Annotated in this window: 19 protein-coding genes; 11 read left to right on the top strand and 8 right to left on the bottom strand. The window is 69.4% G+C overall.

Annotated elements, in window-relative coordinates:
* The first annotated feature begins 351 nt into the window (after positions 1–351).
* A complete protein-coding gene (locus NFR49_RS06780) occupies positions 352–864 on the top strand; it encodes a DUF5067 domain-containing protein (protein WP_251158846.1) in 513 nt (170 codons plus the stop codon).
* Positions 865–1,028: 164 nt separating this feature from the next.
* Positions 1,029–2,300: an O-acetylhomoserine aminocarboxypropyltransferase/cysteine synthase family protein gene (locus NFR49_RS06785; protein ID WP_251158847.1), complete on the top strand. Its 1,272-nt coding sequence runs from the start codon at positions 1,029–1,031 to the stop codon at positions 2,298–2,300.
* A 205-nt stretch (positions 2,301–2,505) separates the two neighbouring features.
* Here NFR49_RS06785 and NFR49_RS06790 read toward each other — a convergent pair whose 3' ends face one another.
* The 6 genes from NFR49_RS06790 to NFR49_RS06815 all read right to left on the bottom strand — a co-directional run bounded on the left by NFR49_RS06790 (position 2,506) and on the right by NFR49_RS06815 (position 9,284).
* Positions 2,506–4,422, bottom strand: coding sequence for a glucose PTS transporter subunit IIA (locus tag NFR49_RS06790; RefSeq protein ID WP_251158848.1), 1,917 nt, complete (start codon positions 4,420–4,422; stop codon positions 2,506–2,508).
* A 36-nt stretch (positions 4,423–4,458) separates the two neighbouring features.
* Positions 4,459–5,916, bottom strand: coding sequence for a 6-phospho-beta-glucosidase (locus tag NFR49_RS06795; RefSeq protein ID WP_251158849.1), 1,458 nt, complete (start codon positions 5,914–5,916; stop codon positions 4,459–4,461).
* Between the two features lie 141 nt (positions 5,917–6,057).
* Positions 6,058–6,948 (bottom strand): MurR/RpiR family transcriptional regulator, encoded by an 891-nt coding sequence (locus tag NFR49_RS06800; protein WP_251158850.1) that lies wholly within the window; start codon positions 6,946–6,948, stop codon positions 6,058–6,060.
* A 263-nt stretch (positions 6,949–7,211) separates the two neighbouring features.
* Positions 7,212–8,327, bottom strand: a complete 1,116-nt coding sequence (locus tag NFR49_RS06805; protein WP_251158851.1) for a DUF5692 family protein — start codon at positions 8,325–8,327, stop codon at positions 7,212–7,214.
* A gap of 12 nt (positions 8,328–8,339) precedes the next feature.
* On the bottom strand, positions 8,340–8,927 hold the full coding sequence (locus NFR49_RS06810) for a TetR/AcrR family transcriptional regulator (protein ID WP_251158852.1): 588 nt from the start codon (positions 8,925–8,927) through the stop codon (positions 8,340–8,342).
* Positions 8,928–9,095: 168 nt separating this feature from the next.
* Positions 9,096–9,284 carry an ATP-binding protein gene (locus tag NFR49_RS06815; RefSeq protein ID WP_135977978.1) on the bottom strand — a complete coding sequence of 63 codons (189 nt, stop codon included), beginning with the start codon at positions 9,282–9,284 and terminating at the stop codon, positions 9,096–9,098.
* A 427-nt stretch (positions 9,285–9,711) separates the two neighbouring features.
* Here NFR49_RS06815 and dnaK point away from each other — a divergent pair, with 427 nt between their 5' ends.
* The 7 genes from dnaK to NFR49_RS06850 all read left to right on the top strand — a co-directional run bounded on the left by dnaK (position 9,712) and on the right by NFR49_RS06850 (position 18,845).
* Complete coding sequence (dnaK, locus tag NFR49_RS06820) at positions 9,712–11,622, top strand: molecular chaperone DnaK (RefSeq protein ID WP_265590449.1); 1,911 nt, start codon at positions 9,712–9,714, stop codon at positions 11,620–11,622.
* A gap of 74 nt (positions 11,623–11,696) precedes the next feature.
* Complete coding sequence (locus NFR49_RS06825) at positions 11,697–12,344, top strand: nucleotide exchange factor GrpE (RefSeq protein ID WP_251158854.1); 648 nt, start codon at positions 11,697–11,699, stop codon at positions 12,342–12,344.
* A 151-nt stretch (positions 12,345–12,495) separates the two neighbouring features.
* Positions 12,496–13,491, top strand: a complete 996-nt coding sequence (locus NFR49_RS06830; RefSeq protein WP_251158855.1) for a DnaJ C-terminal domain-containing protein — start codon at positions 12,496–12,498, stop codon at positions 13,489–13,491.
* 40 nt (positions 13,492–13,531) lie between these two features.
* Entirely contained in the window at positions 13,532–13,960 is a 429-nt protein-coding gene (locus tag NFR49_RS06835; protein WP_251158856.1) for a heat shock protein transcriptional repressor HspR, read from the top strand.
* Positions 13,961–14,031: 71 nt separating this feature from the next.
* Positions 14,032–16,692, top strand: a complete 2,661-nt coding sequence (gene clpB / locus NFR49_RS06840) for an ATP-dependent chaperone ClpB (protein WP_251158857.1) — start codon at positions 14,032–14,034, stop codon at positions 16,690–16,692.
* Positions 16,693–16,914: 222 nt separating this feature from the next.
* Entirely contained in the window at positions 16,915–18,639 is a 1,725-nt protein-coding gene (locus NFR49_RS06845; protein ID WP_251158858.1) for a PASTA domain-containing protein, read from the top strand.
* The gene (locus NFR49_RS06850) at positions 18,636–18,845 is read left to right on the top strand and encodes a hypothetical protein (RefSeq protein WP_251158859.1); all 210 of its coding nucleotides are present in this window, start codon (positions 18,636–18,638) and stop codon (positions 18,843–18,845) included. Before NFR49_RS06845 ends, NFR49_RS06850 begins: the two co-directional genes overlap by 4 nt.
* 126 nt (positions 18,846–18,971) lie before the next feature.
* Here the strand turns inward: NFR49_RS06850 and NFR49_RS06855 are convergent, their stop codons facing one another.
* On the bottom strand, positions 18,972–19,580 hold the full coding sequence (locus NFR49_RS06855; RefSeq protein WP_251158860.1) for a hypothetical protein: 609 nt from the start codon (positions 19,578–19,580) through the stop codon (positions 18,972–18,974).
* A 90-nt stretch (positions 19,581–19,670) separates the two neighbouring features.
* The gene (locus NFR49_RS06860; RefSeq protein WP_251158861.1) at positions 19,671–20,477 is read right to left on the bottom strand and encodes an MBL fold metallo-hydrolase; all 807 of its coding nucleotides are present in this window, start codon (positions 20,475–20,477) and stop codon (positions 19,671–19,673) included.
* A gap of 93 nt (positions 20,478–20,570) precedes the next feature.
* Here NFR49_RS06860 and tilS point away from each other — a divergent pair, with 93 nt between their 5' ends.
* The gene (tilS, locus tag NFR49_RS06865; protein ID WP_251158862.1) at positions 20,571–22,073 is read left to right on the top strand and encodes a tRNA lysidine(34) synthetase TilS; all 1,503 of its coding nucleotides are present in this window, start codon (positions 20,571–20,573) and stop codon (positions 22,071–22,073) included.
* A gap of 26 nt (positions 22,074–22,099) precedes the next feature.
* A complete protein-coding gene (hpt, locus tag NFR49_RS06870; RefSeq protein ID WP_251158863.1) occupies positions 22,100–22,648 on the top strand; it encodes a hypoxanthine phosphoribosyltransferase in 549 nt (182 codons plus the stop codon).
* The last annotated feature ends 31 nt before the right edge of the window (positions 22,649–22,679 follow it).

Genomic DNA, 22,679 nt, shown 5'->3' on the forward strand with positions numbered 1-22,679 from the left:
CTCCAATATCTATGAAACTTAACCATTGAGATGGTATCACATATGGGACATGTGGGGGATGGCGGGGGCGGCCCATAGGCCCTACCGTCGAGAAACGCCGGTGTCGAGGGGCCTGTCCCCTGGCGGCACGCGGCCTTCCCATCCCCCGTCGGACATCGTTTTCGTGCATTCATGAGGCCTATGGAACCTATCACCTTTCATCGTCGCACGCATTAGCTACCAGCTAATGCGGCCCCTGGGCGGCGTTTCCTAGAATGCCGTTTGTCTGAAAACATGCTTAATCAAGGATGCCGTCCGGCGGGGCGGGGCGACCCGTGCCGTCCCACCGGGCCCATCGGTAAGGAGCGAATCATGACCCATGCAAGGAAGCTCGGCGCCGCGGCCTGCGCCTGCCTGCTCACCCTGTCCCTGGGGGCCTGCGGAGGCGGCTCGGACACCGGGTCGGGCGCCTCCGACCCCGACAGCGGCCAGGGGTCCCAGGAACAGGCCCAGCAGGCCGAGCCCGCCGAGGACGCCCCGTACCAGGTCACCATCGACAGCGCCCAGGTCGTGAAGACCTACGACGGCGGCGACGCCGTCTGCATCACCTTCACCTTCACGAATAACTCCGACGAGGCCGAGGCCTTCGGCACCGCCACCCGCGTCACCGTCTACCAGGACGGCGTGGAGCAGGAGATCGCCATGCCCGCGGAAAGCCCCGCGAACTACGGCAACTCCATGAGCAAGGTGAAGACGGGGTCGTCCATCACCGTCGACGGCGTCTACGAGCTGGCCAACACCACCTCCCCCGTGGAGGTGGAGGTCACCGAGCTCTTCAACCTCGACGGGACCGTCCTCGCCGAGAAGACCTTCGACCTCTCCTAGGGCACCGTCCGAGCCCGTGAGCCGTGCGGCCCCGTGGGTCGTCCGACCTGCGGGGCCGCCGTCCGTCCCGGCGCCCCGTTTTCACCCCTGTGAAAAGGGCGGCCGCCGCCCGACGCCCCGGCCGCCACCTTGGTAGCTTTTAAGAAGCAGACCGAGGAGGGCCCATGGACTTCAACACCGAGTGCATCCACGCCGGCTACCAGGCCGGCAACGGGCAGCCGCGCACGCTGCCCATCGCGCTGAGCACCACCTACCCCTACGCCTCCTGCGAGCAGGTGGCGCGGCTCTTCGACCTCTCGGAGGAGGGCTTCTTCTACTCGCGCATCGCCAATCCCACGTGCGACGCCGTGGAGCGCAAGATCGCCGCCCTCGAGGGCGGCGTCGGTGCCCTGCTCACGAGTTCGGGCCAGGCCGCCAACCTCATCGCCGTGCTCAACGTGGCCTCGGCCGGCGACTCCATCGTGGCGTCGAGCGCCATCTACGGCGGCACGGTGAACCTCTTCTCGGTCACGCTCAGGCGCTTTGGCATCGAGACCCGCTACGTGGGGCCCCGCGCCACCGAGGACGAGATCCTCTCCGCCGTGGACGGAACCACCAAGGCGGTCTTCGGCGAGACCGTGGCCAACCCGGCCCTCGACGTGCTCGACATCGAGACCTTCGCCGCGGCCGCCCATCGGGCCGGCCTGCCCCTGATCGTGGACAACACCTTCCCCACGCCGGTGCTCTGCCGGCCCATGGACTGGGGTGCCGATATCGTCACCCACTCCACCACCAAGTACATCGACGGCCATGCCATGACCGTGGGCGGCGTCGTCGTGGACTCCGGGCGGTTCGACTGGGAGGCCTCCGGCCGCTTCCCGGGCCTCACCGAGCCCGACGAGAGCTACCACGGCACCGTCTACACCCGCGACTTCGGCGACTCGGCCTACATCGTGAAGGCCCGCGTGCAGCTCATGCGCGACCTCGGCTGCTACCCGCCGGCCACCAACGCGTTCATCCTCAACGAGACCCTGGAGACCCTGCCCCTGCGCATGGCCCAGCACGGCTCCAACGCCCTGGCCGTGGCCCGCTGGCTCGAGGGCCGTCCCGAGGTGGAGTCGGTGAGCTACCCGGGGCTGGAGTCGAGCCCCGACCACGACCTCGCCGGAAAGTACCTGCCGAGCGGCTGCTGCGGGGTCATCTCGTTCGTGCTCTCCGGCGGCCGCGAGCGTGCCGCGGCGCTGCTCGACGCCCTGGAGATGGTGCGCATCGAGGTGCACGTGGCCGACTCCCAGACCTGCGCCCTGCACCCGGCGAGCTCCACCCACCGCCAGCTCACCGACGACCAGCTCGCCGCCGCGGGCGTGGGGCCGGGCCTCGTGCGCCTGTCCTGCGGCCTGGAGAGCCCCGAGGCCATCATCTCCGACCTGGAGCAGGCCCTGGCCGCCATCGCCTGACGCCCCCTGTCCCACCACCCGGACACTTTTGTCCCAATGGTCGGGCACTTTTGTCCCACCATCAACAACGTAATAGGCGAAGTGGCAGATGGTCCAGGCACCGCTGTCACGCTTGAGAGGGGGCCTGCGCATCCGGCGATGCACAGGCCCCCTCGGGTCGCTTCCGCTGGTGCAAGGTCCCGGGCCTCGGTCCGGGAGGGCCCTGCTACAGCTCGATGTCCATGAGCGGCGCCCCGCACTCCACCTGCCCGGGGGCGGCCGGGTTCACGGCGCGCACCCTGTCGGAGTTCATGACCAGCACGGGGGTGTCCAGCGAGAAGCCGCGGGAGGCGATGAGCTCGCGGTCGATGGCCATCATCGGGTCGCCGGCCTTGACCGTGTCGCCCACGGCCACCTTGGCGCTGAAGCCCTCGCCGCCCAGCTTCACGGTGTCGATGCCGATGTGCACGAGCAGCTCCACGCCCTCCGGGGTGGTGAGGCCGATGGCGTGCTTGGTGTCGAACACCATGGTCACGGTGGCGTCGCAGGGGGCGCAGATCATGTCGGACTCGGGGACCACCGCGGCGCCCCTGCCCATGGCACCGCTGGCGAAAAGGTCGTCGTGGACCTCGGAGAGCGGGATGGCCCGGCCCTGGGCGGGCGACACCACGGAGACGGTGACGGCGTCGGCCGGGCTGGAGAGGCCGGTCACGATGGCGGGCTCGCCGGCATCGGGGTCGGGGTTGGAGACCAGCGCCGCGGCGTCGTGGGTGGCGGCGGGCTCGAGGGCGGGGGCGTCCTCCTCGGTGAAGCCGAACAGGACGGTGAGCACGCACCCGGCCACGGCGGAGATGGCCATGCCCACCACGCATAGGGGCATGGGGCCGTAGGACAGGGTGGCGATGGAGAAGATGTTGTGGAACACGTAGGCGTCCATGGTGGCGCCCACGAAGCCGTTCCAGGCGCCGCCGAGGCCGCCGGAGACGGCCACGATGGCCATGAGGCGCTTGTGCTCCATGATGATGGAGTAGAGGATGGGCTCGGTCACGCCGGCGAAGAAGCCGGTGATGGCGGTGGGGCCGGCGATGTCGCGGATCTTGGATCCGCGCTTGGCGCGGATGAAGCAGCCCAGGGCGATGCCGATCTGGGCCCACACGGCGCACACGGCCGCACCCTCGATGAAGTCGCCGCCGGAGACCTCGAGGTTCTGCAGGGTGATGGGGGTGAAGCCCCAGTGCAGGCCGAGCACGGTGAGGAACGGGTACACGGCGCCCAAGACGAGGCCGGCCACGAAGGTGCTGCTCTCGAAGAGCCAGTTCACGGCGGCGGCCACGGCGTCGCCCACGTTGTTGCCGAACGGCCCGAAGACGAGGGCCGTGAAGGGCACGACCACCATCAGGCAGAGCATGGGCACCAGGAACAGCTGGACGGCCTGGGGCACCACCTTGCGCAGCCCGCGGTCGATAAGGCTGTAGATGGGCGCGGCGATGAAGATGGGGAACACCGTGGAGCCGTAGGCGACGGCCTGCAGCGGGAGCCCCAGGAAGTCGGTCCCCTCGACGCCCACGAGCGCCTCGAAGTTGGGGTCGAGCAGGGCGGCGCCCACCGCGGCACCCACGAAGGGGTTGGCGCCCAGCTGGTTGGAGATGGTGTAGCCCAGGAACACCGGCAGGAAGTAGAAGCAGGCGTTGCCGGCGGCCGCGAGCACGGCGTAGGTGCTGCTCGCGTCGGAGAGCAGGCCGAGGGTGGTGAGCAGGGTGAGCACGGCCTTGATCATGCCGGCGCCCGCCATGAGCGGGATGATGGGCGAGAACGCGCCGGAGACCACCTTGAGCAGGGCGTCCATGGGGCTCTGCTTGGCGCCGCCCCCCTTCTCGGCGGGCGTGTCGTCGGGGCTCATGCCGGCGGCGTCGAGCACGGCCAGGTAGTAGTCGTGCACGGCGGGGCCGATGACCACCTGGTACTGGCCGCCGCTGCGGATCACCTTGAGGACGTAGGGCAGCGCGGAGATGCGGTCGTCGTCGGCCACGTCCTCGTCGGCGAGCTCGAAGCGCAGGCGGGTGGCGCAGTGCACGAGCGAGCGCACGTTCTCGCCGCCGCCCACGAGCTCCAGGATCTCGCGGCCTTCCTTCTCGTACTTCATTGGTCCCTCCTTCTGGGGTCTCGGTTTTCCGTCGGTCTATCGGTCGCCCAGGTCGGCGCCGTTGGTGGCGATGACCCGCTTGAACCAGTCGAAGCTCTTCTTCTTGAAGCGGTCGCCGGTGCCGCTGCCGTCGTCGTTGGTGTCCACGTAGACGAACCCGTAGCGCTTGGCGTACTCGCCGGTGGTGAAGCTCACGAGGTCGATGCAGCCCCAGGGGGTGTAACCCACGAGGTCCACGCCGTCGACGTCCACGGCCTGCTCCATCTCGCGGATGTGGCCGGCGAGGAACTCGATGCGCTCGTCGTCCTCCACGGCCCAGCCGCCGGCCTCCACGGCGTCGCGGTCGAGCTCCTCGAAGAGCCCGATGCCGTTCTCCACCACGAACTGCGGCAGCCCGTAGCGCTCGTCGAAGCAGCGCAGGGCGTAGCGGAGGCCCTGCGGGTCGATGGTCCAGCCCCAGTCGGACTGCGGGAGGTAGGGGTTGTCCACCATGTGCTCGTCGGAGTGGGCGGTGGACTCGGAGATGTCGCCCACATGGTCGAACCGCACGGTGTTGCTCATGTAGTAGGAGAAGCCGATGTAGTCCACGGTGCCCGCGGCGAGGGCGGCGAGGTCGTCCCCGGTGACGTCGAGCTCCCAGCCCTCGCGCTCGAACCGGCGCCGGGCGTAGTGGGGGTAGGCGCCGCGGCACATGACGTCGGTGAAGAAGTACGTGGAGTGGCAGGCGTCCTGGGCCATGAGGACGTCGGAGGGGTTGCAGCTGTAGGGGTAGGTGAAGTCGGCCGCCACCATGCAGCCCACCTTGAGGCCGGGGTCCACGCGGTGCGCGGCCGCCACGGCCAGGGCGCTGGCCACGAACTGGTAGTGGGCCACCTGGTACATGGTGCGCTCGGGGTCGTCGTGCTCGGAGAGCACCACGCCGGAGTTGGTCCAGGCGAAGATGGGGTTGGCGGTGTTGAACTGGTTGTTGATCTCGTTGAAGGTCATCCACCAGCGCACCTTGGGCGCGTAGCGCGCAAAGCACGTCTCGGCGAAGCGCAGGAACAGGTCGATGAGCCTGCGGTCGGTCCAGCCGCCGTAGCGGCGCACGAGGCCGAGGGGCATCTCGAAGTGCGAGAGGGTCACCACCGGCTCGATGCCGCGGGCGAGCATGGCGTCGAAGAGGCGGTCGTAGAAGGCCAGCCCCTCCTCGCAGGGCTCGGCCTCGTCGCCCTCGGGGAAGATGCGGCTCCAGGAGATGGACGTGCGCAGGCACGTGAAGCCCATCTCGGCGAAGAGGTCGAGGTCCTCCTCGTAGCGGTGGTAGAAGTCGATGCCCTTGTGGTTGGGGTAGCGCTCGCCGGTGAGCACGCCGTCGGTGATGCGGCGGGGCTCGGTCGCGGAGCCGGCGGTCATGACGTCGGCCACCGAGAGGCCCCGGCCGCCCTCGTCGAAGGCGCCCTCCACCTGGTGGGCGGCCACGGCGCCGCCCCAGAGGAACCCGTCTCGCAGCATCTGTGCCTCCTTTGTCTGCGGGTCTCGTCTGTACAACCCGAAGACTACGGAGGCGGGGAGGGCTCCCGGGCCCGCGCGGCGCGGAAGGACGCATTGTTACGGAAGTGGTCCCTTAATTTTGGATGAGGCCGTGACGATGCGTCAGTCGGGGAGCTCGGAGTCGTCGTAATAGGGCAGGGAGCCCCCGGGCACGCCGCTGCGGTCGAGGCGGTCGTAGTAGAGGGCGTCGTAGGAGCGGGCCAGGGCCTCCACGCGCTCCGTGCTCCCGGCGTAGACCATGGCGAAGAGCGTGTCGTAGAGGTACTTGCACGACGTGCCGAAGACCATCTCGCCGAACCGCTCGCTGCGGGTGAAGTAGAAGGCCTCCAAGACGTGGTCGCAGCGGCCGGCCAGAGGGGCGTTGGGGGAGGCCGTGATGGCCACCGTGGGCACGCGGCGCCCCTTGAGGACGTCTGCCACCTCGAGCAGCGTCCGGTCCATGCCCGACTTGCTCACCAGGAAGGCCACGTGGTCGGCCGGGGCGACCAGGGCCGAGTAGACGGAGCGGTCGAGGGTGTCCAGGACGCAGCAGAGCTTGCCGGTGAGGCAGAGGATGTGGGTGGCGTAGGAGGCCACGGCCGCGTTGAGGTCCGTGGCGAAGAAGTCGACGGCGGCAGCCCCCTCGATGAGGGAGGCCACCTGCCGGAGGGTGCGCATGGAGAGCTTGCGCTTGGTCTCCTCGACGATGCGGGCGTTGAGATGGGCCATCTTGTCGCAGACGGCCACGGGGGCGTCCGTGGGCCGCACGCGCACGCCGTCCATGCGGGCGCGCTTGAGGTCGCTCACGATGTTGACCTTGAAGTCGTTGAAGTTGTCGAACCCGAGCTTCCGGGAGAAGCGCAGCACCGCCGTGGGGTTGGTGTAGGTGCGCCGTGCGAGCTCGCGGGAGCTCATGCGGGCCACCTCCTCGGGGTGGTCGAGCACGTAGCCGGCGATCATGCGCTCGTTCTCCGTGAGCTCGCGGCTCTGGCGAAGCGACTGGAAGACGTCCATGGTGCCCCTCTCGGCAGATGTGCGCCGGTCATCGTGCTGCGTCGTGCCCCCAGCATAGCCCCTGTCCTACCACCCGGACACTTTTGTCCCAATGGTCGGGCACTTTTGTCCCACCATAAATCACGTAATAGGCGAAGTGGCAGATGGTCCAGGCACCGCTGTCACGCCGGGCGCCCATGGAAAGGCCCGCCGACGGCCGGTGCCGTCGACGGGCCTGGGGGCGGTGGTGCGACACCGTCCGGTGGTTCCTTGCCGTGAGGGTGCTAGCCCTGTCGGGTGACGTTCTCCTCGGCCACGTAGACGAAGCCCGGGGTGCCCTCGGCGGGCAGGGAGTTGTAGGCCACCATCTCGGCGATCTCGGCGGGCGTGGCGCTCTTGGGCTCGGTCTCGAGCAGGTACTCGGTGCTGGCGCGGCGCTCCATGGCCTCGCGGAAGTCCTTGGTCCCCACGAAGACCTCCTGCTTGTAGGGGTTCACGCCGAGCTTCTTGGCGCGGTAGAGGATGTAGGCGAGGGCCGCGACGTTGGCGGCGAGGGCCACGATCGAGACGACGAGGTTCACGTTGGGGTTGTTCACGGAGTCGGCCGCGAAGACGGAGTCGTTGGTGAACATCGGGACCATCTGGGCGAACATGCACCAGATGGAGAGGGTGAAGGCGCGGTTCTGGATCCAGCCGCCCTTGTTCCACCACAGGCCGGCGATGGTCGGGGCAAACAGCAGGGCCACGCCGCAGTACCAGGAGTGGGTGGGCAGGTTGTTGTAGGTGTAGCAGAAGTTCCACAGGTCGTAGGCGATGATGAACACCCACGTCATGTCGGGCCACAGCATGTCCTGGCGCTTCTTGGAGATGTAGATGCCAAACCAGCCGGTCATGCAGAAGATGTTGATGAGGCCGGCGATGCCGTTGAAGACGTTGTGCCAGCCGCCGTAGAGGGTCACGCCCTCGGTGGAGACCCACGTGGTGCCGAAGGCGCGGAAGGCGCTCTCGAAGTCGCTCACCACGGCGATAAGAATGTTGATGGCCACGATGATGAAGGGGAATGCCTTGAACCAGTGGGAGCGGCCGATCTTGCCCCAGCCGTACTTGAGCATCATGAAGCCGATGCACCCCGCCGTGGCCGCGTAGACCTTGGCGTAGTGGAACCAGCTGTTCATGTCGGTGTGCGTGGGGTTGTTGAGCGCCCACTCGGCGCCCATGGCCGCGCCGATCTCGACGGCCAGGCAGTAGACCGTCATGACGCCGCACACGCCGAAGAACATGACGATGCCGCCGGTCTTGCTCCTCCGGGCGAACTCGTTGAGGCCGATGAGGGCCCCCAGGACCATGAACAGCCCCAGCCATTGGTAGAGCGCGTTCGGCCCGTACACGGAAAACAACATTCGCTTCCTCCCTTAATCGTGGGACCTGTCTATATGGAGCGTCTGCGCGACGATGTCGGCCGCCGTCTCGTCGTCGACGGCGGGGTTGTTGCGCAGGAGCCCGATGACACCGGTGATGAGCATGTAGAGGGTCTCGTAGAGGTGGTCGGTCTCTATGGTGTGGAGGCTCCCGTAGTCCTTCACGGTGGTGTCTATGAGGTAGTGGGCGGTGTGGTCGACCACCCGATGGATGAAACCGAGGTAGAGCGAGGTGTTCTCGGTGGAGTTGAGGTCGGACCGGAACGAGTCCTTCTCGAGGATGGCGTTGCGCACGAGCCGCACCACCGAGAGGAGGGCCTCGTCCACGTCTCCCTTCCGGCGCCGCTCGTTCCAGTAGGAGAGGGCCTCCACGTAGTCATCCACGTAGTCGTCGAGCACCGCGGAGGTCACGGCGTCCTTGTCGCTGAAGTAATGATAGAAAAGCGAGCGCGTGACGCCAACGCGGTCGGTGATGTCCTGGACGGAGGTGTGGGCCAGCCCCTTCTCCTGGTAGAGGTCGCGGGCGGCGCAGAGGAGTTCCTCCCGTCGCCGGTCGCGCCCCCTATCCCTTTGCTGGCCCATGGACTCCCCTTTCAAATCGACATCAGCCTAGGACTCTGTTTGACACGCTGTCAATATACAGATCCGACAATTCGTCAACTGGCCTTCGGCGAGGTCTCCCACAAGAAACGCCCCCGGGTGCGCTGGGCGTCCGGGGGCGTCTGGTGGGGCTGGATGCCGTCGGGAGGGCTAGTCCTCGACGATCTCGGTGATGGCACCGGTGGGGCAGGCCTCCATGCACTGGCCGCAGGCGATGCAGTTGTCCTCGTTGGCCACGACGGCGCACTCGTCGCCGAGCTCGAGGGTGTCGGTGGGGCAGGTGTCGACGCACACGCCGCAGCAGATGCACTCGTCGGCATCGATAACAGGATGGGCCATGGTTCTCTCCGATCGTCGGGGTAGTCGGCCCGCGGCGCGCGCGGGCCCCGTGTGAAGTGAATATAGCAAGAATGGCGGGCTTTGCAAGAACAGGTTCTGGACTTTTCCGCAGCGTGTCCACCGCCAAAAAGTTAGCCAAAGTTGCAGGTACATGGTTTATATACCACCTGTCTACAGGTATTTGCTCCCCACACAACGCGTTCACGGTTGCCAGTCCCCTGTTAGCGGCTCCCACCAGCGGTGATAAGGCTCCATGAGGCCACCTGCGCATGCTCCGGCACTCTGAGTTGTGGAGAACCAGAAAATATATGTTGCCCAGACTTAGATTATGTGTAGTATGTTCCGCAAAGGATATAAGCCTCACCAGTGTAACGCCGGCATTGACGGCCCCCTCGGCCGCCACAGGGCCCTGCACCACGAGGCAGGCATGAAAGGAAGGCCAGTTATGGCAAACAAGATTCTGGGCATCGACCTCGGCACCACCAACTCCGCCATGGCGGTCCTGGAGGGCGGCGAGCCCACCATCATCGTGAACGCCGAGGGCGACCGCACCACCCCGTCCGTGGTGTCGTTCCAGCCCGACGGCGAGCGTCTCGTGGGCAAGGCGGCCAAGAACCGCGCCGTCACCAACCCGCAGAACACCGTCTTCTCCGTCAAGCGCTTCATGGGCCGCAAGTTCGACGAGGTCCAGAGCGAGATCAAGACCGTCCCCTACACCGTGAAGCCGGGCAAGGACGGCCGCGTGGTCATCGACATCGAGGGCACCGACTACACCCCCGAGCAGATCAGCGCCATGACCCTCGCCAAGATGAAGGCCGACGCCGAGAAGTACCTCGGCGAGACCATCACCGAGGCCGTCATCACCGTCCCCGCCTACTTCAACGACGCCCAGCGCCAGGCCACCAAGGACGCCGGCAAGATCGCCGGCCTCGAGGTCAAGCGCATCGTCAACGAGCCCACCGCGGCCGCCCTCGCCTACGGCCTCGAGAAGGCCGACGGCGACCAGAAGATCCTGGTCTTCGACCTGGGCGGCGGCACCTTCGACGTCTCCCTGCTCGAGCTCGCCGACGGTGTGACCGAGGTCCTCGCCACCAACGGCGACAACCACCTGGGCGGCGACGACTGGGACCAGCGCATCATCGACTGGGCCGCCGACAAGTTCCAGAAGGAGGAGGGCGTCGACCTCCGCAAGGACCCCATGGCCCTGCAGCGCCTGAAGGAGGCCGCCGAGAACGCCAAGAAGGAGCTCTCCAGCGCCCAGCAGGCCACCATCAACCTGCCCTTCATCACCTCGGTCGACAACGCGCCCAAGCACCTCGACTACACGCTCACCCGCGCCGAGTTCGAGCGCCTCACCCGCGACCTGCTCGACCGCTGCAAGGAGCCTGTGACCAAGGCCCTCAAGGACGCCGGCCTCAACATCTCCGACATCGACGAGGTCATCCTCGTGGGCGGCTCCACCCGCATGCCCGCCGTGCAGGAGCTCGTGCAGAAGATCACCGGCAAGAAGCCGAACATGTCCGTGAACCCCGACGAGGTCGTGGCCGACGGCGCCGCCGTCCAGGGCGGCGTGCTCACCGGCGACGTCGACGGCATCCTGCTGCTGGACGTCACCCCGCTGTCCCTCGGCGTCGAGACCATGGGCGGCGTCATGACCAAGATGATCGACCGCAACACCACGATCCCGACCTCCAAGACCGAGATCTACTCCACGGCCGCCGACAACCAGACCTCCGTCGAGATCAACGTGCTCCAGGGCGAGCGCGAGTTCGCCGCCGACAACAAGAGCCTCGGCCGCTTCCAGCTCACCGGCATCCCGGCCGCCCGCCGCGGCACCCCGAAGATCGAGGTCACCTTCGACATCGACGCCAACGGCATCGTGAAGGTCTCCGCCAAGGACCTCGGCACCGGCAAGGAGCAGCAGATCACCATCTCCGGCTCCACCGCCCTGTCCGACGAGGAAGTCGACCGCATGGTCAAGGACGCCGAGGCCAACGCCGAGGAGGACAAGCAGCGCAAGGCCGACATCGAGGTCCGCAACCAGGTCGACAGCCTGGCCTACTCCACCGAGGAGACCCTGAAGGACCTCGGCGACAAGGTGCCCGCCGACATGAAGTCCGAGGCCGACGCCGCCGTCGAGGAGGCCAAGAAGGCCCTCGAGGGTCAGGACATCGACGCCATCAAGGCCGCCGGCGACAAGCTCCAGGAGGTCGGCCACAAGCTGGCCGAGGTCGTCTACTCCAGCGCCCAGGACGGCGCCGCCCAGGACGCCGGCTCCTCCGACGACGACGTGGTCGACGCCGACTACGAGGTCGTCGATGACGAGGACGAGAAGTAAGAGGCCCTGACACGCCGCACGACCCGTCCCGGGGCCCCGCGCCCCGGGACGTCCCTTTGGAGGAGGCGACAACCGTGGATCAGAACGAGGAGCTCGACCCCGAGATGGTCGAGGCTGCCATCCGTGCCGGCGAGCAGGCCGCCAAGGACGACCTCGCCAAGGACGCCGACAAGATGCGCGCCGACCGCGACGAGCTGCAGAAGCAGCTGGCCGACGCCCGGGACGAGGTCCAGAAGGCCCAGACCGAGGCGGCCGACGCCGCGGCCCGCGTGGCCCGACTGCAGGCCGACTGGGACAACTACCGCAAGCGCACGGCCGCGGAGCGCGTGGCCGAGCGCGCCCGCGCCACCGAGAAGCTCGTGGAGAGCCTGCTCCCGGCCATCGACGACCTCGAGCGCGCCGTGGAGCACGCCCAGGGCATCGACGACGCCCAGGTGAAGGAGCTGGGCGCCGGCATCGCCAACGTCCACGCCAAGATCGTGGGCGTCCTCGAGCGCGAGGGCGTCGAGGTCATCGACCGCCCCGGCGAGGCCTTCGACCCCTTGCGCGAGCAGGCCGTGGGCCAGGTGCAGGACGCCGAGGCCTACGACGACTCCGTGGCCCAGGTGCTGCGGCGCGGGTACGCCATGGGCGGCAAGGTGATCCGCCCGGCCATGGTCTCCGTGACCATGGGCGGCCCCAAGCGCCCGGCCCCCGCCGACGACGGCGGGGAAACCGCCTAGGACCCGCTTGACGCGCGGGTCGCCACGGCACCCGCACGGCCATCGGGGGTACATGCCCCGGTGACGGAACAACCCGAACCAAGCGCGCCCGGGCCGAGCAACGTCCCGGGCGCGCTTTCGCGAGAACCCAAAGAAAGGGGGTGCGAACTCGATGCCTAAGAAGAACTTCTACGACGTGCTGGGCGTCTCCCGCGACGCGTCGGCCGACGAGATCAAGAAATCCTTCCGCAAGCTGGCTCAGAAGCACCATCCCGACGCCGGTGGAGACGAGCAGAAGTTCAAGGAGATCTCCGAGGCGTACGAGACGCTCTCCGACCCCGAGAAGCGCAAGGAGTACGACCAGGTCCTGATGTTCGGGGGCATCCCCGGCGCCGACTTCGGCGGCGACGGCGGCCGCGGCCGGGCCTACACCTACACGGACGGCGGCTTCGACTTCTCCGACATCTTCAGCGGCTTCGGCGGCGGCGCCGCCTCGGCCCAGGACGACGGCGGCTTCGGCGGCTTCGACTTCTCGTCGATCTTCGGCGGGGGCAACCCCGGCAACCGCGTCCAAAAGGGCGGGGACCTCACCATGTCCATCGACGTGACCTTCGAGGAGGCCCTCACGGGCGCCCAGCGCAAAGTCACCTACCGCATCCCGTCCACGGGCGAGGAGCAGAGCCTCACGGTCAAGATCCCGGCCGGCGCCGTCAACGGCGGCAAGCTGCGCTACCGCAAGCGCGGCGAGTTCGGGCGCAACGGCGGCGAGCGCGGCGACCTTGTGATCACCACCCGTGTGGCCGAGCACCCCGTCTTCAAGCGCGACGGCGCCGACGTCCGCATGGACCTGCCCATCTCCATCTACGAGGCCGCCCTCGGCGCCACGGTGGAGATCCCCACCCCCGAGGGCAAGACCGTGCGCCTCAAGGTGCCCAAGGCCACCCAGGACGGCAAGGTCTTCCGCTTCAAGGACCTGGGCGCGCCCAACGTCAAGAAGAAGGGTGCCAAGGGTGCCCTGTACGTGACGGTGAAGGTGGAGGTGCCCACGCGCCTCTCCAAGGAGGAGCGCGCCGCGCTCGAGGAGGCCCAGGCCGCCGACCACCACGACTACCGCCGCGACATAGAGAAGCTCGTCAAGGACGCTGCCAAGGCGTCCAAGTCCAAGTAGCGGCCTCCGGGCAGGCCTCGAATCTCTGGAGGAGGCAACGATGAAAGAACCGCAGGGCCCCAAGGCCAACCGCACCAAGCCCCTCTACATGATCTCGGTGGCCGCCGAGCTCACCGGCATGCACCCGCAGACCCTCAGGGTCTACGAGCAGAAGGGCCTCGTCAGCCCCGGCCGCTCCCGGGGCAACACCAGGCTGTACAGCCAGGCGGACATCGACCGGCTGCACCTCATCGGCAGGCTCACCGACGAGGGCATCAACCTGGCCGGCGTGGTGCGCATCCTCGAGATGCGCGAGCGCGCCGAGGCCCGGGACGACGAGATCGACCAGCTGCGGGCGCGCGTCCGCGAACTGGAGGACCAGGTCAGCGAGTTCCGCACCCAGGTCCGCATAACCGCCCTCGCCCCCTACGACGGCAAAGGGCCCGAGCAGGTCCTCCGTGGATTTCTTCAGGGCAACGTGGGCGACTGATTCAAAAGACCCGGGTTCGGGGGCAGAAGCCCCCACAGAACCCCATCGATACGTGTAATGGGAGGTATCGCATGAACGTCAACAAGCTCGCCGTCACCGCGGCCGAGGCCCTCCAGACGGCCCTCGGCATCGCGACCGACGTCGACGCGAGCGCCTGCGAGCCGGTGCACCTGCTCAAGGCGCTCCTGGCCTCAGGCGAGCGCAACCTCGACTCCATCATCGAGAAGATCGGCGCCAACCCCCGCTCCCTCGAGCACCAGGCCGACGACGCCATCGCCAAGGAGCCCAAGGTCTCCGGCTCGGGCCTGTCGCAGATGGGGCTCTCGCGCGGCCTCGTGAAGGTCTTCGACGAGGCCGAGAAGCTCGCCGCCAAGATGGGCGACTCCTATGTGACCACCGAGCACCTGCTCGTGGCCCTCTGCGAGGACAAGGGTGCCGCCGGCTCCATCCTCAACGGCGCCGGCCTCACCGCCAAGCGCGTCCAGGCCGCCTACGAGGAGCTCCGCGGCGACGAGCACGTCACGAGCGCCGACGCCAAGCCGGAGTTCGAGGCCCTCGAGCGCTACGGCCGCAACGTCACCGAGCTCGCCCGCATGGGCAAGCTCGACCCGGTGATCGGCCGCGTGGAGGAGATCCGCCGCACCGTCCAGGTGCTCTCGCGCCGCACCAAGAACAACCCCGTCCTCATCGGCGAGCCCGGTGTGGGCAAGACCGCCATCGTCGAGGGCCTGGCCGAGCGCATCGTGGCCGGCGACGTGCCCTCCACCCTCAAGGACAAGGACATCGTCGAGCTCGACATGAGCGCCCTCGTCGCCGGCGCCAAGTACCGCGGCGAGTTCGAGGAGCGCCTCAAGAGCGTGGTCAAGGAGGTGCAGAAGTCCGACGGCCAGGTGATCCTGTTCATCGACGAGCTGCACACCATCGTGGGTGCCGGGGCCACCGAGGGCTCCATGGACGCCGGCAACATCCTCAAGCCGGCCCTCGCCCGCGGCGAGCTGCGCGCCATCGGTGCCACCACCCTCGACGAGTACCGCAAGTACATCGAGAAGGACGCCGCCCTGGCCCGCCGCTTCCAGACCGTGCTCGTCTCCGAGCCCACGGTGGAGGACACCATCTCCATCCTCCGCGGCCTCAAGGAGAAGTACGAGATGCACCACGGCGTGCGCATCACGGACGCCGCCCTCGTCTCGGCCGCCGACCTCTCCAACCGCTACATCTCCGACCGCTTCCTGCCCGACAAGGCCATCGACCTCGTCGACGAGGCGGCCAGCCGCCTGCGCATGGAGCTCGACTCCATGCCGGCCGAGATCGACGCCCTCGACCGCCAGATGACCCAGATGCAGATCGAGGAGCAGGCCCTCATGAAGGAGGAGGACGCCGTCTCCAAGGACCGCCTGGAGCAGCTGCGCCGCGAGATGGCCGGCATGCGCGAGAAGCTGGACGGCGTGAAGGCCGCCTGGCAGAACGAGAAGGGCGCCATCGACCGCGTGCAGGACCTCAAGCGCCAGATCGACGAGGCCCACAGCGAGGAGGAGCGCGCCACGCGCTCCGGCGACCTCGCCCGCGCCTCCGAGCTGCGCTACGCCACCATCCCCGAGCTCCAGCGCCAGTACGACGAGGCCGAGAAGCTCCTCGAGGACAAGACCGACGACGGCATGCTCAAGGAGGAGGTCACCACCGGCGAGATCGCCGACGTGGTCTCCAGCTGGACCGGCGTGCCTGTGACCAAGATGATGCAGGGCGAGATGGACAAGCTGCAGAACCTCGAGGAGGAGCTGCACCGCCGCGTCATCGGCCAGGACGATGCCGTCAAGGCCGTGGCCGCCGCCGTGCGCCGCAGCCGCGCCGGCCTGTCCGACCCCGACCGCCCCATCGGCAGCTTCTTCTTCCTCGGGCCCACCGGCGTGGGCAAGACCGAGCTCGCCAAGGCCCTCGCCGAGTACCTCTTCGACGACGAGCACGCCCTGGTGCGCATCGACATGTCCGAGTACATGGAGAAGTTCAGCGTCCAGCGCCTCATCGGCGCCCCTCCGGGATACGTGGGCTACGACGAGGGCGGCCAGCTCACCGAGGCCGTCCGCAGGCGCCCCTACTCGGTCATCCTGCTCGACGAGATGGAGAAGGCCAACCCCGACGTCTTCAACATCCTGCTGCAGGTGCTCGACGACGGCCGTCTCACCGACGGCCAGGGCCGCGTGGTGAGCTTCAAGAACACGATCATCATCATGACGAGCAACGTGGGCTCCCAGTACATCGCGAGCGCCAACGCCATCGCCCACCCGGAGGAGGTCACCGAGCAGGTCAACGAGGCCCTGCGCGCCACGTTCAAGCCCGAGTTCCTCAACCGCATCGACGACGTCGTGGTCTTCCACGCCCTCATGCTCGACGACATCGAGAAGATCGTGGACATCCAGCTCGCCGACGTGCGCGACCGCCTGGCCAACCAGCGCATCAAGCTGCGCCTGACCCCGGCCGCCGTCCAGGCCCTGGCCCTCGAGGGCCTCGACCCGGTCTTCGGCGCCCGCCCGCTCAAGCGCCTCATCCAGCGCCAGGTCGTGGACAACGTGGCCACGCTCGTCATCAACGGCCGCGTGCGCGAGGGCGACACCGTGTGCGTGGACGTGGACGAGGCCAACGGCTTCCACGCCAAGCTCGACGACGCCGTGCCCGGGGAGGCGGAGGTCGACGTCGAGGAGGCCGTGGAGCCCGACGACGTGCACATCCAGGAGTAGCGTTCCTGACCGCATCGACCTGCTGAGGAGGGGTCCGTGCCCGGTGGCGCGGGCCCCTCCTCCCGTGCTGCGGGGCAGACGGTGCTGGGGCCCCGGAACGGGAATGAAGGGGTTGAGGCCCTCGGGCGGTCCCGTGCCGGGCTACCGCGGCAGGGCCGTTAGCGGGATAATTGCCCCGGATTCTTCAATGCGCGTGCCGCACGGAGTCGGCTGGAGGACTGCATGATCTGCGACGGCTGCGGCCACGGGCTGCCTGACAACGCCAAGTTCTGTCCCGAGTGCGGGCGCCCGGTGACCCCGGCGCCCGTCGACGACGCCCCGGCCGATAAGGGCGACGCCGGCGACCTGACGGGTGCGCCCCGGGAGGCGCCCTCGGCCCCCGAGCCCGACGCCGCCAGGGCCGACGCCGTCCCGGCTGCCTGCACCCCCGATGCCGCCGACGTCCCGCCCACGGAGCCCATCCCCAAGGCCGAGCCGGCCCCGGTGCCGGACGGCCTCGACGCCACCCGCGAGCAGGCCCGTCCGCGGGACTTCGGCGGGGCCGCCGACGACGCAGGCCACGACCCGTTCGACCCCGCCGCCACGGGCGCCTTCCCCGGCGAGACCGGCCCGGTCTTCCCCGTGCCCCCGGAGCCCGCCGCCGCCAAGGGGCGCTCGTCCCGGCTCGGGCTCGTCTCGGCCGTCGCCGTGTTTCTCGCCGCCCTGGCGCTGCTCGCGGCCTTCATCACCTGGCGCATGGAGCTCTGGGGCGGCCGCACCCTGCCCGACACCGTGGGCATGGACCAGGCCCAGGCCACACAGCTCCTGCAGGACGGGGGCTTCTCGGTGGCGACGTCCGACGTGGTCTCCGACGGCAACGTGGGCAAGGTCGTGGAGCAGGACCCGGCCCCCGGCCGCCGCGTGGACCCCGGCACCGTGGTAGCGCTGGGCGTGGGCGTGGAGCGCTCCGTCCCCGACGTGGAGGGCATGAACCTCGACGACGCCAAGCAGGCCCTGGAGAAGCGGGGCATCGCGCGCCTGCGCATCGAGTACGAGAACTCCGACAGCGAGGAGGGCACGGTCATCTCGGCGTCGCCTGCCGCCGGCACCGTGGTGACCGAGAACGATGTCGTGACCCTCGTGGTGGCCCAGCCCTACACCGTGCCCGACGTCGCGGGTCTCTCGAGCGAGGAGGCCCATGAGGCCGTGGCGCGGGCCGGGCTCACGCCCAAGGAGGTGCTCGTGGCCTCCGACGAGGAGTCGGGCACCGTGGTGTCCACCGACCCCGGCGCCGGCGCCACCCTCAAGCAGGGCGCCACGGTGACGCTCAACGTGAGCTCGCCGTACCCCTCCACGCCCTACGCCGTGACCGAGTACCTCTCCTGCCGGCCGCAGGATCTCTCCACCTACCTGCGCGACCGCGGCTACTCCATACGCTACGGCGCCTCCAAGGACAACGCCGCCACCATGACGTGGACCGGTCCCGCGGCCGACCCCGAGGTCGTGGTGGGGCCCAACCCCTTCGCCCGCTACGAGGGCTTCCAGTTCTGGGCCACGGACGCCCTGGCCGCCGGCGCCTCCGTCGACGGCGTGCGCCTGCAGGTCACGCAGGAGAGCGCCCCCGCCGACGCCGGCACCCTCAAGGTGGACCAGTCGTGCGTCAACGCGCTCATGAACGCGTGCGGCCTCAAGGCCTCGTCGGGCACCACGACGGTGGCCACGCCGCAGACCGTGACGCCCAAGATGGACGACGCCCCCGACTTCGTGGCCAAGGCCGGCACCTCGGGCGACACCGTGTGGGCCGTGGTGGTGTGGCGCCAGGGCGACGCGGTGCAGGCCGCCGTGTGCGCGGCACCCACCGAGGCGCTGGAGGGCAACCTCAAGAAGGAGTCGGTGGACCTGGGCCACTACGGCGACTCCATGGCCAACCTGGCGGCGTCCTACATCGTGGGGGAGGCCGGGCGATGACGGCGGGCCACGGGAGCGCGGCCGTGCCGGGGACGGCCGGTGCGCCGGGCGGCGACCGGCGGCGGGGCGAGTCCGGGCACCGCGGGCCCGAGCGCCGCGACCGGGAGTTCTGCCGTGCGGAGAACGAGGACGACGACGGCTACGACCCTTGGAGCGACCGTCGGCCAGAGCCGGAGCCCCTCTGGGAGGAGGACCCTTGGGCGTGACGGCCCGTCTCCTTTGAGAGGGGCCGTGGCGCGCCGGTTCCCATGGGCACGGGGTTCATCAATAGTAAAATAAGATAAGTGACAGATGGGCCGGGCCCCGCTGTCACGCGCCGTCGCGCCGGTGTCCTAGCGGACGACCAGCCACACGACCAGCGCCACCACTGCGAGGGCGATCGCGGCCACCAGGGCCATGGTCACGCGGCGTCGCTGCATCTGGCGCTTGGAGGAGAAGAGGTCGCGCCGGCCCTTGGGCACGCTCAGGTACTGGCCGTACCTGAGGTCCTTCTTGAAGCGCTTCTCGTCGGCGCGGCTGCGGCGGTACCCGGCGCCGGAGAGCACGGGGCCGCGGCGCGTGGTAAAGCCCGACTCGTGGGTGTAGTCGATGGCGCCCTCGGTGTCGTCCTCGTTCATGAGGTCCACCGCGGGCTGGGTCACGTGGGGCACCGGCTCGCGCACGAAGGCTTCGCGGCCGCGGCCCGTGGACGGCGCCGGGGCGGCGTGGCGCGGGGTGGCGTTGGCCGGACGGGCGAGCTCGGGGTCGGGGGAGCGGTGGTCGAGGCCGCCCTCGAAGGCGGGGTCCACGGCCGAGAGGTCGTCCTCCGGCGTGGGGGCCGAGACGGTGGGCGGCTCGTCGTCGAAGTCCGGCAGGTCGAGGCCGGTGACGCGCTGGGTGCGCCCCAGGTTGGGGATGGCGGGCCCCGTGGTGGGTCGCTCGGTCCGCTCGTGCTCTGCCATGGTCGCTCCCGTCCCCGGTGCCGCTCGGCTTGGTGTGTTCACGTCATTCTAGAAGAGCCCCGCCGCGGGCGACGCCCCTCCCGGCACCCGCTAGAAAACCGACACGGGCGCGTCCTGCGCCGCCGCGAGCACCCGCAGGCGGCCGTCGGGCGTGGCGGCATGCACTCCCAGCGCGTCCAGCGGCTCGGCGCCCACCGCAGCCGCCAGGCACCGCACGGCCACGGAGGGCCGGTTGTTCTCCTGTGAGAGGTGCATGGCCACCACGGCCTCGGTCTCGGCGGTGACCAGGGACGGCAGCGCCGCTGCCGCCTGGGCGTTGGAGAGGTGCCCGCGCTCGCCGGCCACGCGGGCCTTGAGGTAGGCGGGGTAGGGCCCGCCCCGGAGCATGGCCTCGTCGTGGTTGGACTCCAGGGCGAGGATGCGCACGGCGGTCAGGGCGCGGGCGGCCTCGGGGGTCAGCACGCCGGTGTCGGTGCAGATGCCCACGGCGTCGCCGCCGCAGCGCACCGTCACGCCCATGGGCTGGCGCACGTCGTGGCTCGTGGGAAACGTCGAGACCTCCAGCCCCGCCACCGAGAAGCCCTCGCCGGGCACGACGGTCTCGAAGGGCAGGGCCTCCATGGCCGGGCGCGCCGCGGCCGTGCCCTCGCTCGCGACCAGGCGCCCGTGCCAGTGGCGGCACCACACGGCCAGGCCGCGCACGTGGTCGCCGTGCTCGTGGGTCACCACGCAGGCGGAGGCAGCCCCCACGTCCACGCCCAGCTCGGTCCCGCGGCGCAGGAGCTCCCTGCGCGAGAGGCCGTCGTCCACCAGCAGGGAGCCGTCGGGCCCCTCGACCAGGTAGGCGTTGCCCTTGGACCCGGAGGCCAGGACGTGCAGGGTCAGCAGGCGTTCCATGGGGCCTCCTCGCGGGCGGGACGGTGTCTCGGGCTCCACAAGACTACACTTCAATGCTGTCCCCGCGTCCCGCGTCCGCCCGAGGAGGAACCCATGACCAGCGTCGCCAAGCGCTACGGCACCGGCACCGTGCGCTTCTCGCGCCCCGCCCCCGCCGGCGACCCCGCCCTGCGCGCCCCAGTGGTGCTCATGGTCTCCGGCGGGGCGGACTCCTGCGCCCTGCTCCTCATGGCGGCCACCTCGAGCCTCGACGTCGACGACGGCCGCGGCTGCGCCCCCATCGCCCGCGAGCGCCTGCACGTGCTCCACGTGAACCACGGCCTCCGCGGCATCGACGCCGAGGAGGACGCCGAGTTCGTGGCCGACCTCGCGGCCCGCCACGGCATCCCGTGCACGGTGCGGTTCGTGGACGTGCCCGCGCTCGCCGACGCCACGCCGGGCGAGTCGTTCGAGTCCGTGGCGCGCCAGGTGCGCTACGAGGAGGCCACGGGGCTCGCCAACCGCCTCTGCGCCGAGGTGGGCTGCCCCCGCTCGGCCGCGCGCATCCTCACCGGCCACACGGCCGACGACCGCTGCGAGACCTTCTTCATGAACGCGCTCAAGGGCGCCGGCCCGTCGGGGCTCTCGTCCATCCCCCGGCGCCGCAACCGCATCGTGCGCCCGCTCCTGGACCGCACCCACGACGACCTCTGCGACTACCTGCGCATGCACGGCGTGGTCTGGCGCGAGGACGCCACCAACGCCGACACCCGCTACCTGCGCAACTACGTGCGCCACGTCGTGGTGCCCGCTGCGGCCGAGCGCAACCCCCGCCTCGTGGAGGCCGTGGCCACCTCGTGCGACCTCATGGCCGACGAGGACTCCTTCATGACCTCCGTGGCCGCCCGGGCCCTCCGCGACGTCTGCCGCCGCGCGGACCCCGGCGCCCGCACCCTGGACGCCGGCCGCCTCGCCGCCATGGACGTGGCCGTCGCCCGCCGCGTGGTGCGCATGGCCCTGCTCGAGGTGGCGCCGGGCGCCCGGCTGGAGGCCCGCCACATCGCCCGGGTGCTGTCGCTCGTGGCGGCGGGGGAGGGGTCGTTCACGGCACCCCTCGGCGTGGATGTCTCGGTGCAGTACGGGCTGCTTCGCATCCGCGGCCGAGAGGGGGGCGCCGTGCTCCGCGGCGCGTGGCTCGACGTCCCGGGCACCCTCGACCTCGGCGACGGCCGCACCCTCACGGCGTCGCTCGTGGCCGTCTCGGGCGCCGACGACCCGCCCGGCCTCGCCCGTACCTTCGCTTCGGAGCGCGGCACGTCCTCGGCCATGCTCGACGCCGAGGCCTCCGGCGTGTCGCCCACGGGCGGCCGGCTCTGGGTGGCGTCGCCGCAGCCGGGCGAGGTGCTCTGCCCCCTGGGCATGCACGGCCAGTCCAAGCGGCTCTCGGACCTCCTCCAGGACGCCCGGGTGCCGGCCCGCGACCGCCCCTCCGTGCCGGTGGTGCGCACCGGCGCCACGGGCCCCGTGGTGTGGGTGGCCGGCGTGCGGGCCGACGAGCGCAGCCGTGTGGGGCCCGCCACAAAGACCCTGTTAGTATTGAACCTGCACGGCGCATGAGGAGGCATCGAGGAGAGGAAGCCGTCATGGCAGAGCTGCACCCCGACATCGAGCGCGTGGTCTTCTCGGAGGAGGACATCGCGGCCATCGTGGAGAAGATGGGCCGCGAGATCACCGAGGAGTACGCCGACAAGAACCCGCTGGTCGTCTGCGTCCTCAAGGGCGCCGTGGTCGTCATGGCCGACGTCATGCGGGCCATCAAGGCGCCGCTTACCATCGACTTCATGGCCGTCTCCAGCTACGGCGACGCCACGTCGTCCTCCGGCGTCGTGCGCATCCTCAAGGACCTCGACTCCCGCATCGAGGGCCGCCACGTCATCATCGTCGAGGACATCCTCGACTCCGGCCTCACCCTGTCGTACCTCATCAACATGCTGCAGTCCCGCGGCCCCGCCTCCGTGGAGGTGGCCGCGTTCCTCGTCAAGGACGTCGACGACCGTGACTGCTCCGTGGTCCCCAGGTTCGTGGGCGCCCACGTGCCAAACGAGTTCATCGTCGGGTATGGTCTGGACTATGCGGAGCGCTACCGCAACCTTCCATACATCGGAGTTCTCAAGCCGGAGTGCTACTCCTAGGGCGAGCGCGCCCAACAGCTGGGAGGGGCCT

This window comes from Caniella muris (genome assembly GCF_943193035.1).
Taxonomy (GTDB): domain Bacteria; phylum Actinomycetota; class Coriobacteriia; order Coriobacteriales; family Atopobiaceae; genus Granulimonas; species Granulimonas faecalis.

Bases quoted from the DNA above. Each gene is read 5' to 3' on its own strand.
- NFR49_RS06860 (WP_251158861.1), bottom strand. From the start codon at position 20,477: ATGGAACGCCTGCTGACCCTGCACGTCCTGGCCTCCGGGTCCAAGGGC.
- dnaK (WP_265590449.1), top strand. From the start codon at position 9,712: ATGAAAGGAAGGCCAGTTATGGCAAACAAGATTCTGGGCATCGACCTC.
- NFR49_RS06795 (WP_251158849.1), bottom strand. From the start codon at position 5,916: ATGCTGCGAGACGGGTTCCTCTGGGGCGGCGCCGTGGCCGCCCACCAG.
- NFR49_RS06800 (WP_251158850.1), bottom strand. From the start codon at position 6,948: ATGGACGTCTTCCAGTCGCTTCGCCAGAGCCGCGAGCTCACGGAGAAC.
- NFR49_RS06785 (WP_251158847.1), top strand. From the start codon at position 1,029: ATGGACTTCAACACCGAGTGCATCCACGCCGGCTACCAGGCCGGCAAC.
- NFR49_RS06815 (WP_135977978.1), bottom strand. From the start codon at position 9,284: ATGGCCCATCCTGTTATCGATGCCGACGAGTGCATCTGCTGCGGCGTG.
- clpB (WP_251158857.1), top strand. From the start codon at position 14,032: ATGAACGTCAACAAGCTCGCCGTCACCGCGGCCGAGGCCCTCCAGACG.
- NFR49_RS06790 (WP_251158848.1), bottom strand. From the start codon at position 4,422: ATGAAGTACGAGAAGGAAGGCCGCGAGATCCTGGAGCTCGTGGGCGGC.
- NFR49_RS06850 (WP_251158859.1), top strand. From the start codon at position 18,636: ATGACGGCGGGCCACGGGAGCGCGGCCGTGCCGGGGACGGCCGGTGCG.
- NFR49_RS06835 (WP_251158856.1), top strand. From the start codon at position 13,532: ATGAAAGAACCGCAGGGCCCCAAGGCCAACCGCACCAAGCCCCTCTAC.
- NFR49_RS06805 (WP_251158851.1), bottom strand. From the start codon at position 8,327: ATGTTGTTTTCCGTGTACGGGCCGAACGCGCTCTACCAATGGCTGGGG.
- NFR49_RS06810 (WP_251158852.1), bottom strand. From the start codon at position 8,927: ATGGGCCAGCAAAGGGATAGGGGGCGCGACCGGCGACGGGAGGAACTC.
- NFR49_RS06780 (WP_251158846.1), top strand. From the start codon at position 352: ATGACCCATGCAAGGAAGCTCGGCGCCGCGGCCTGCGCCTGCCTGCTC.
- tilS (WP_251158862.1), top strand. From the start codon at position 20,571: ATGACCAGCGTCGCCAAGCGCTACGGCACCGGCACCGTGCGCTTCTCG.
- NFR49_RS06845 (WP_251158858.1), top strand. From the start codon at position 16,915: ATGATCTGCGACGGCTGCGGCCACGGGCTGCCTGACAACGCCAAGTTC.
- NFR49_RS06855 (WP_251158860.1), bottom strand. From the start codon at position 19,580: ATGGCAGAGCACGAGCGGACCGAGCGACCCACCACGGGGCCCGCCATC.
- NFR49_RS06830 (WP_251158855.1), top strand. From the start codon at position 12,496: ATGCCTAAGAAGAACTTCTACGACGTGCTGGGCGTCTCCCGCGACGCG.
- hpt (WP_251158863.1), top strand. From the start codon at position 22,100: ATGGCAGAGCTGCACCCCGACATCGAGCGCGTGGTCTTCTCGGAGGAG.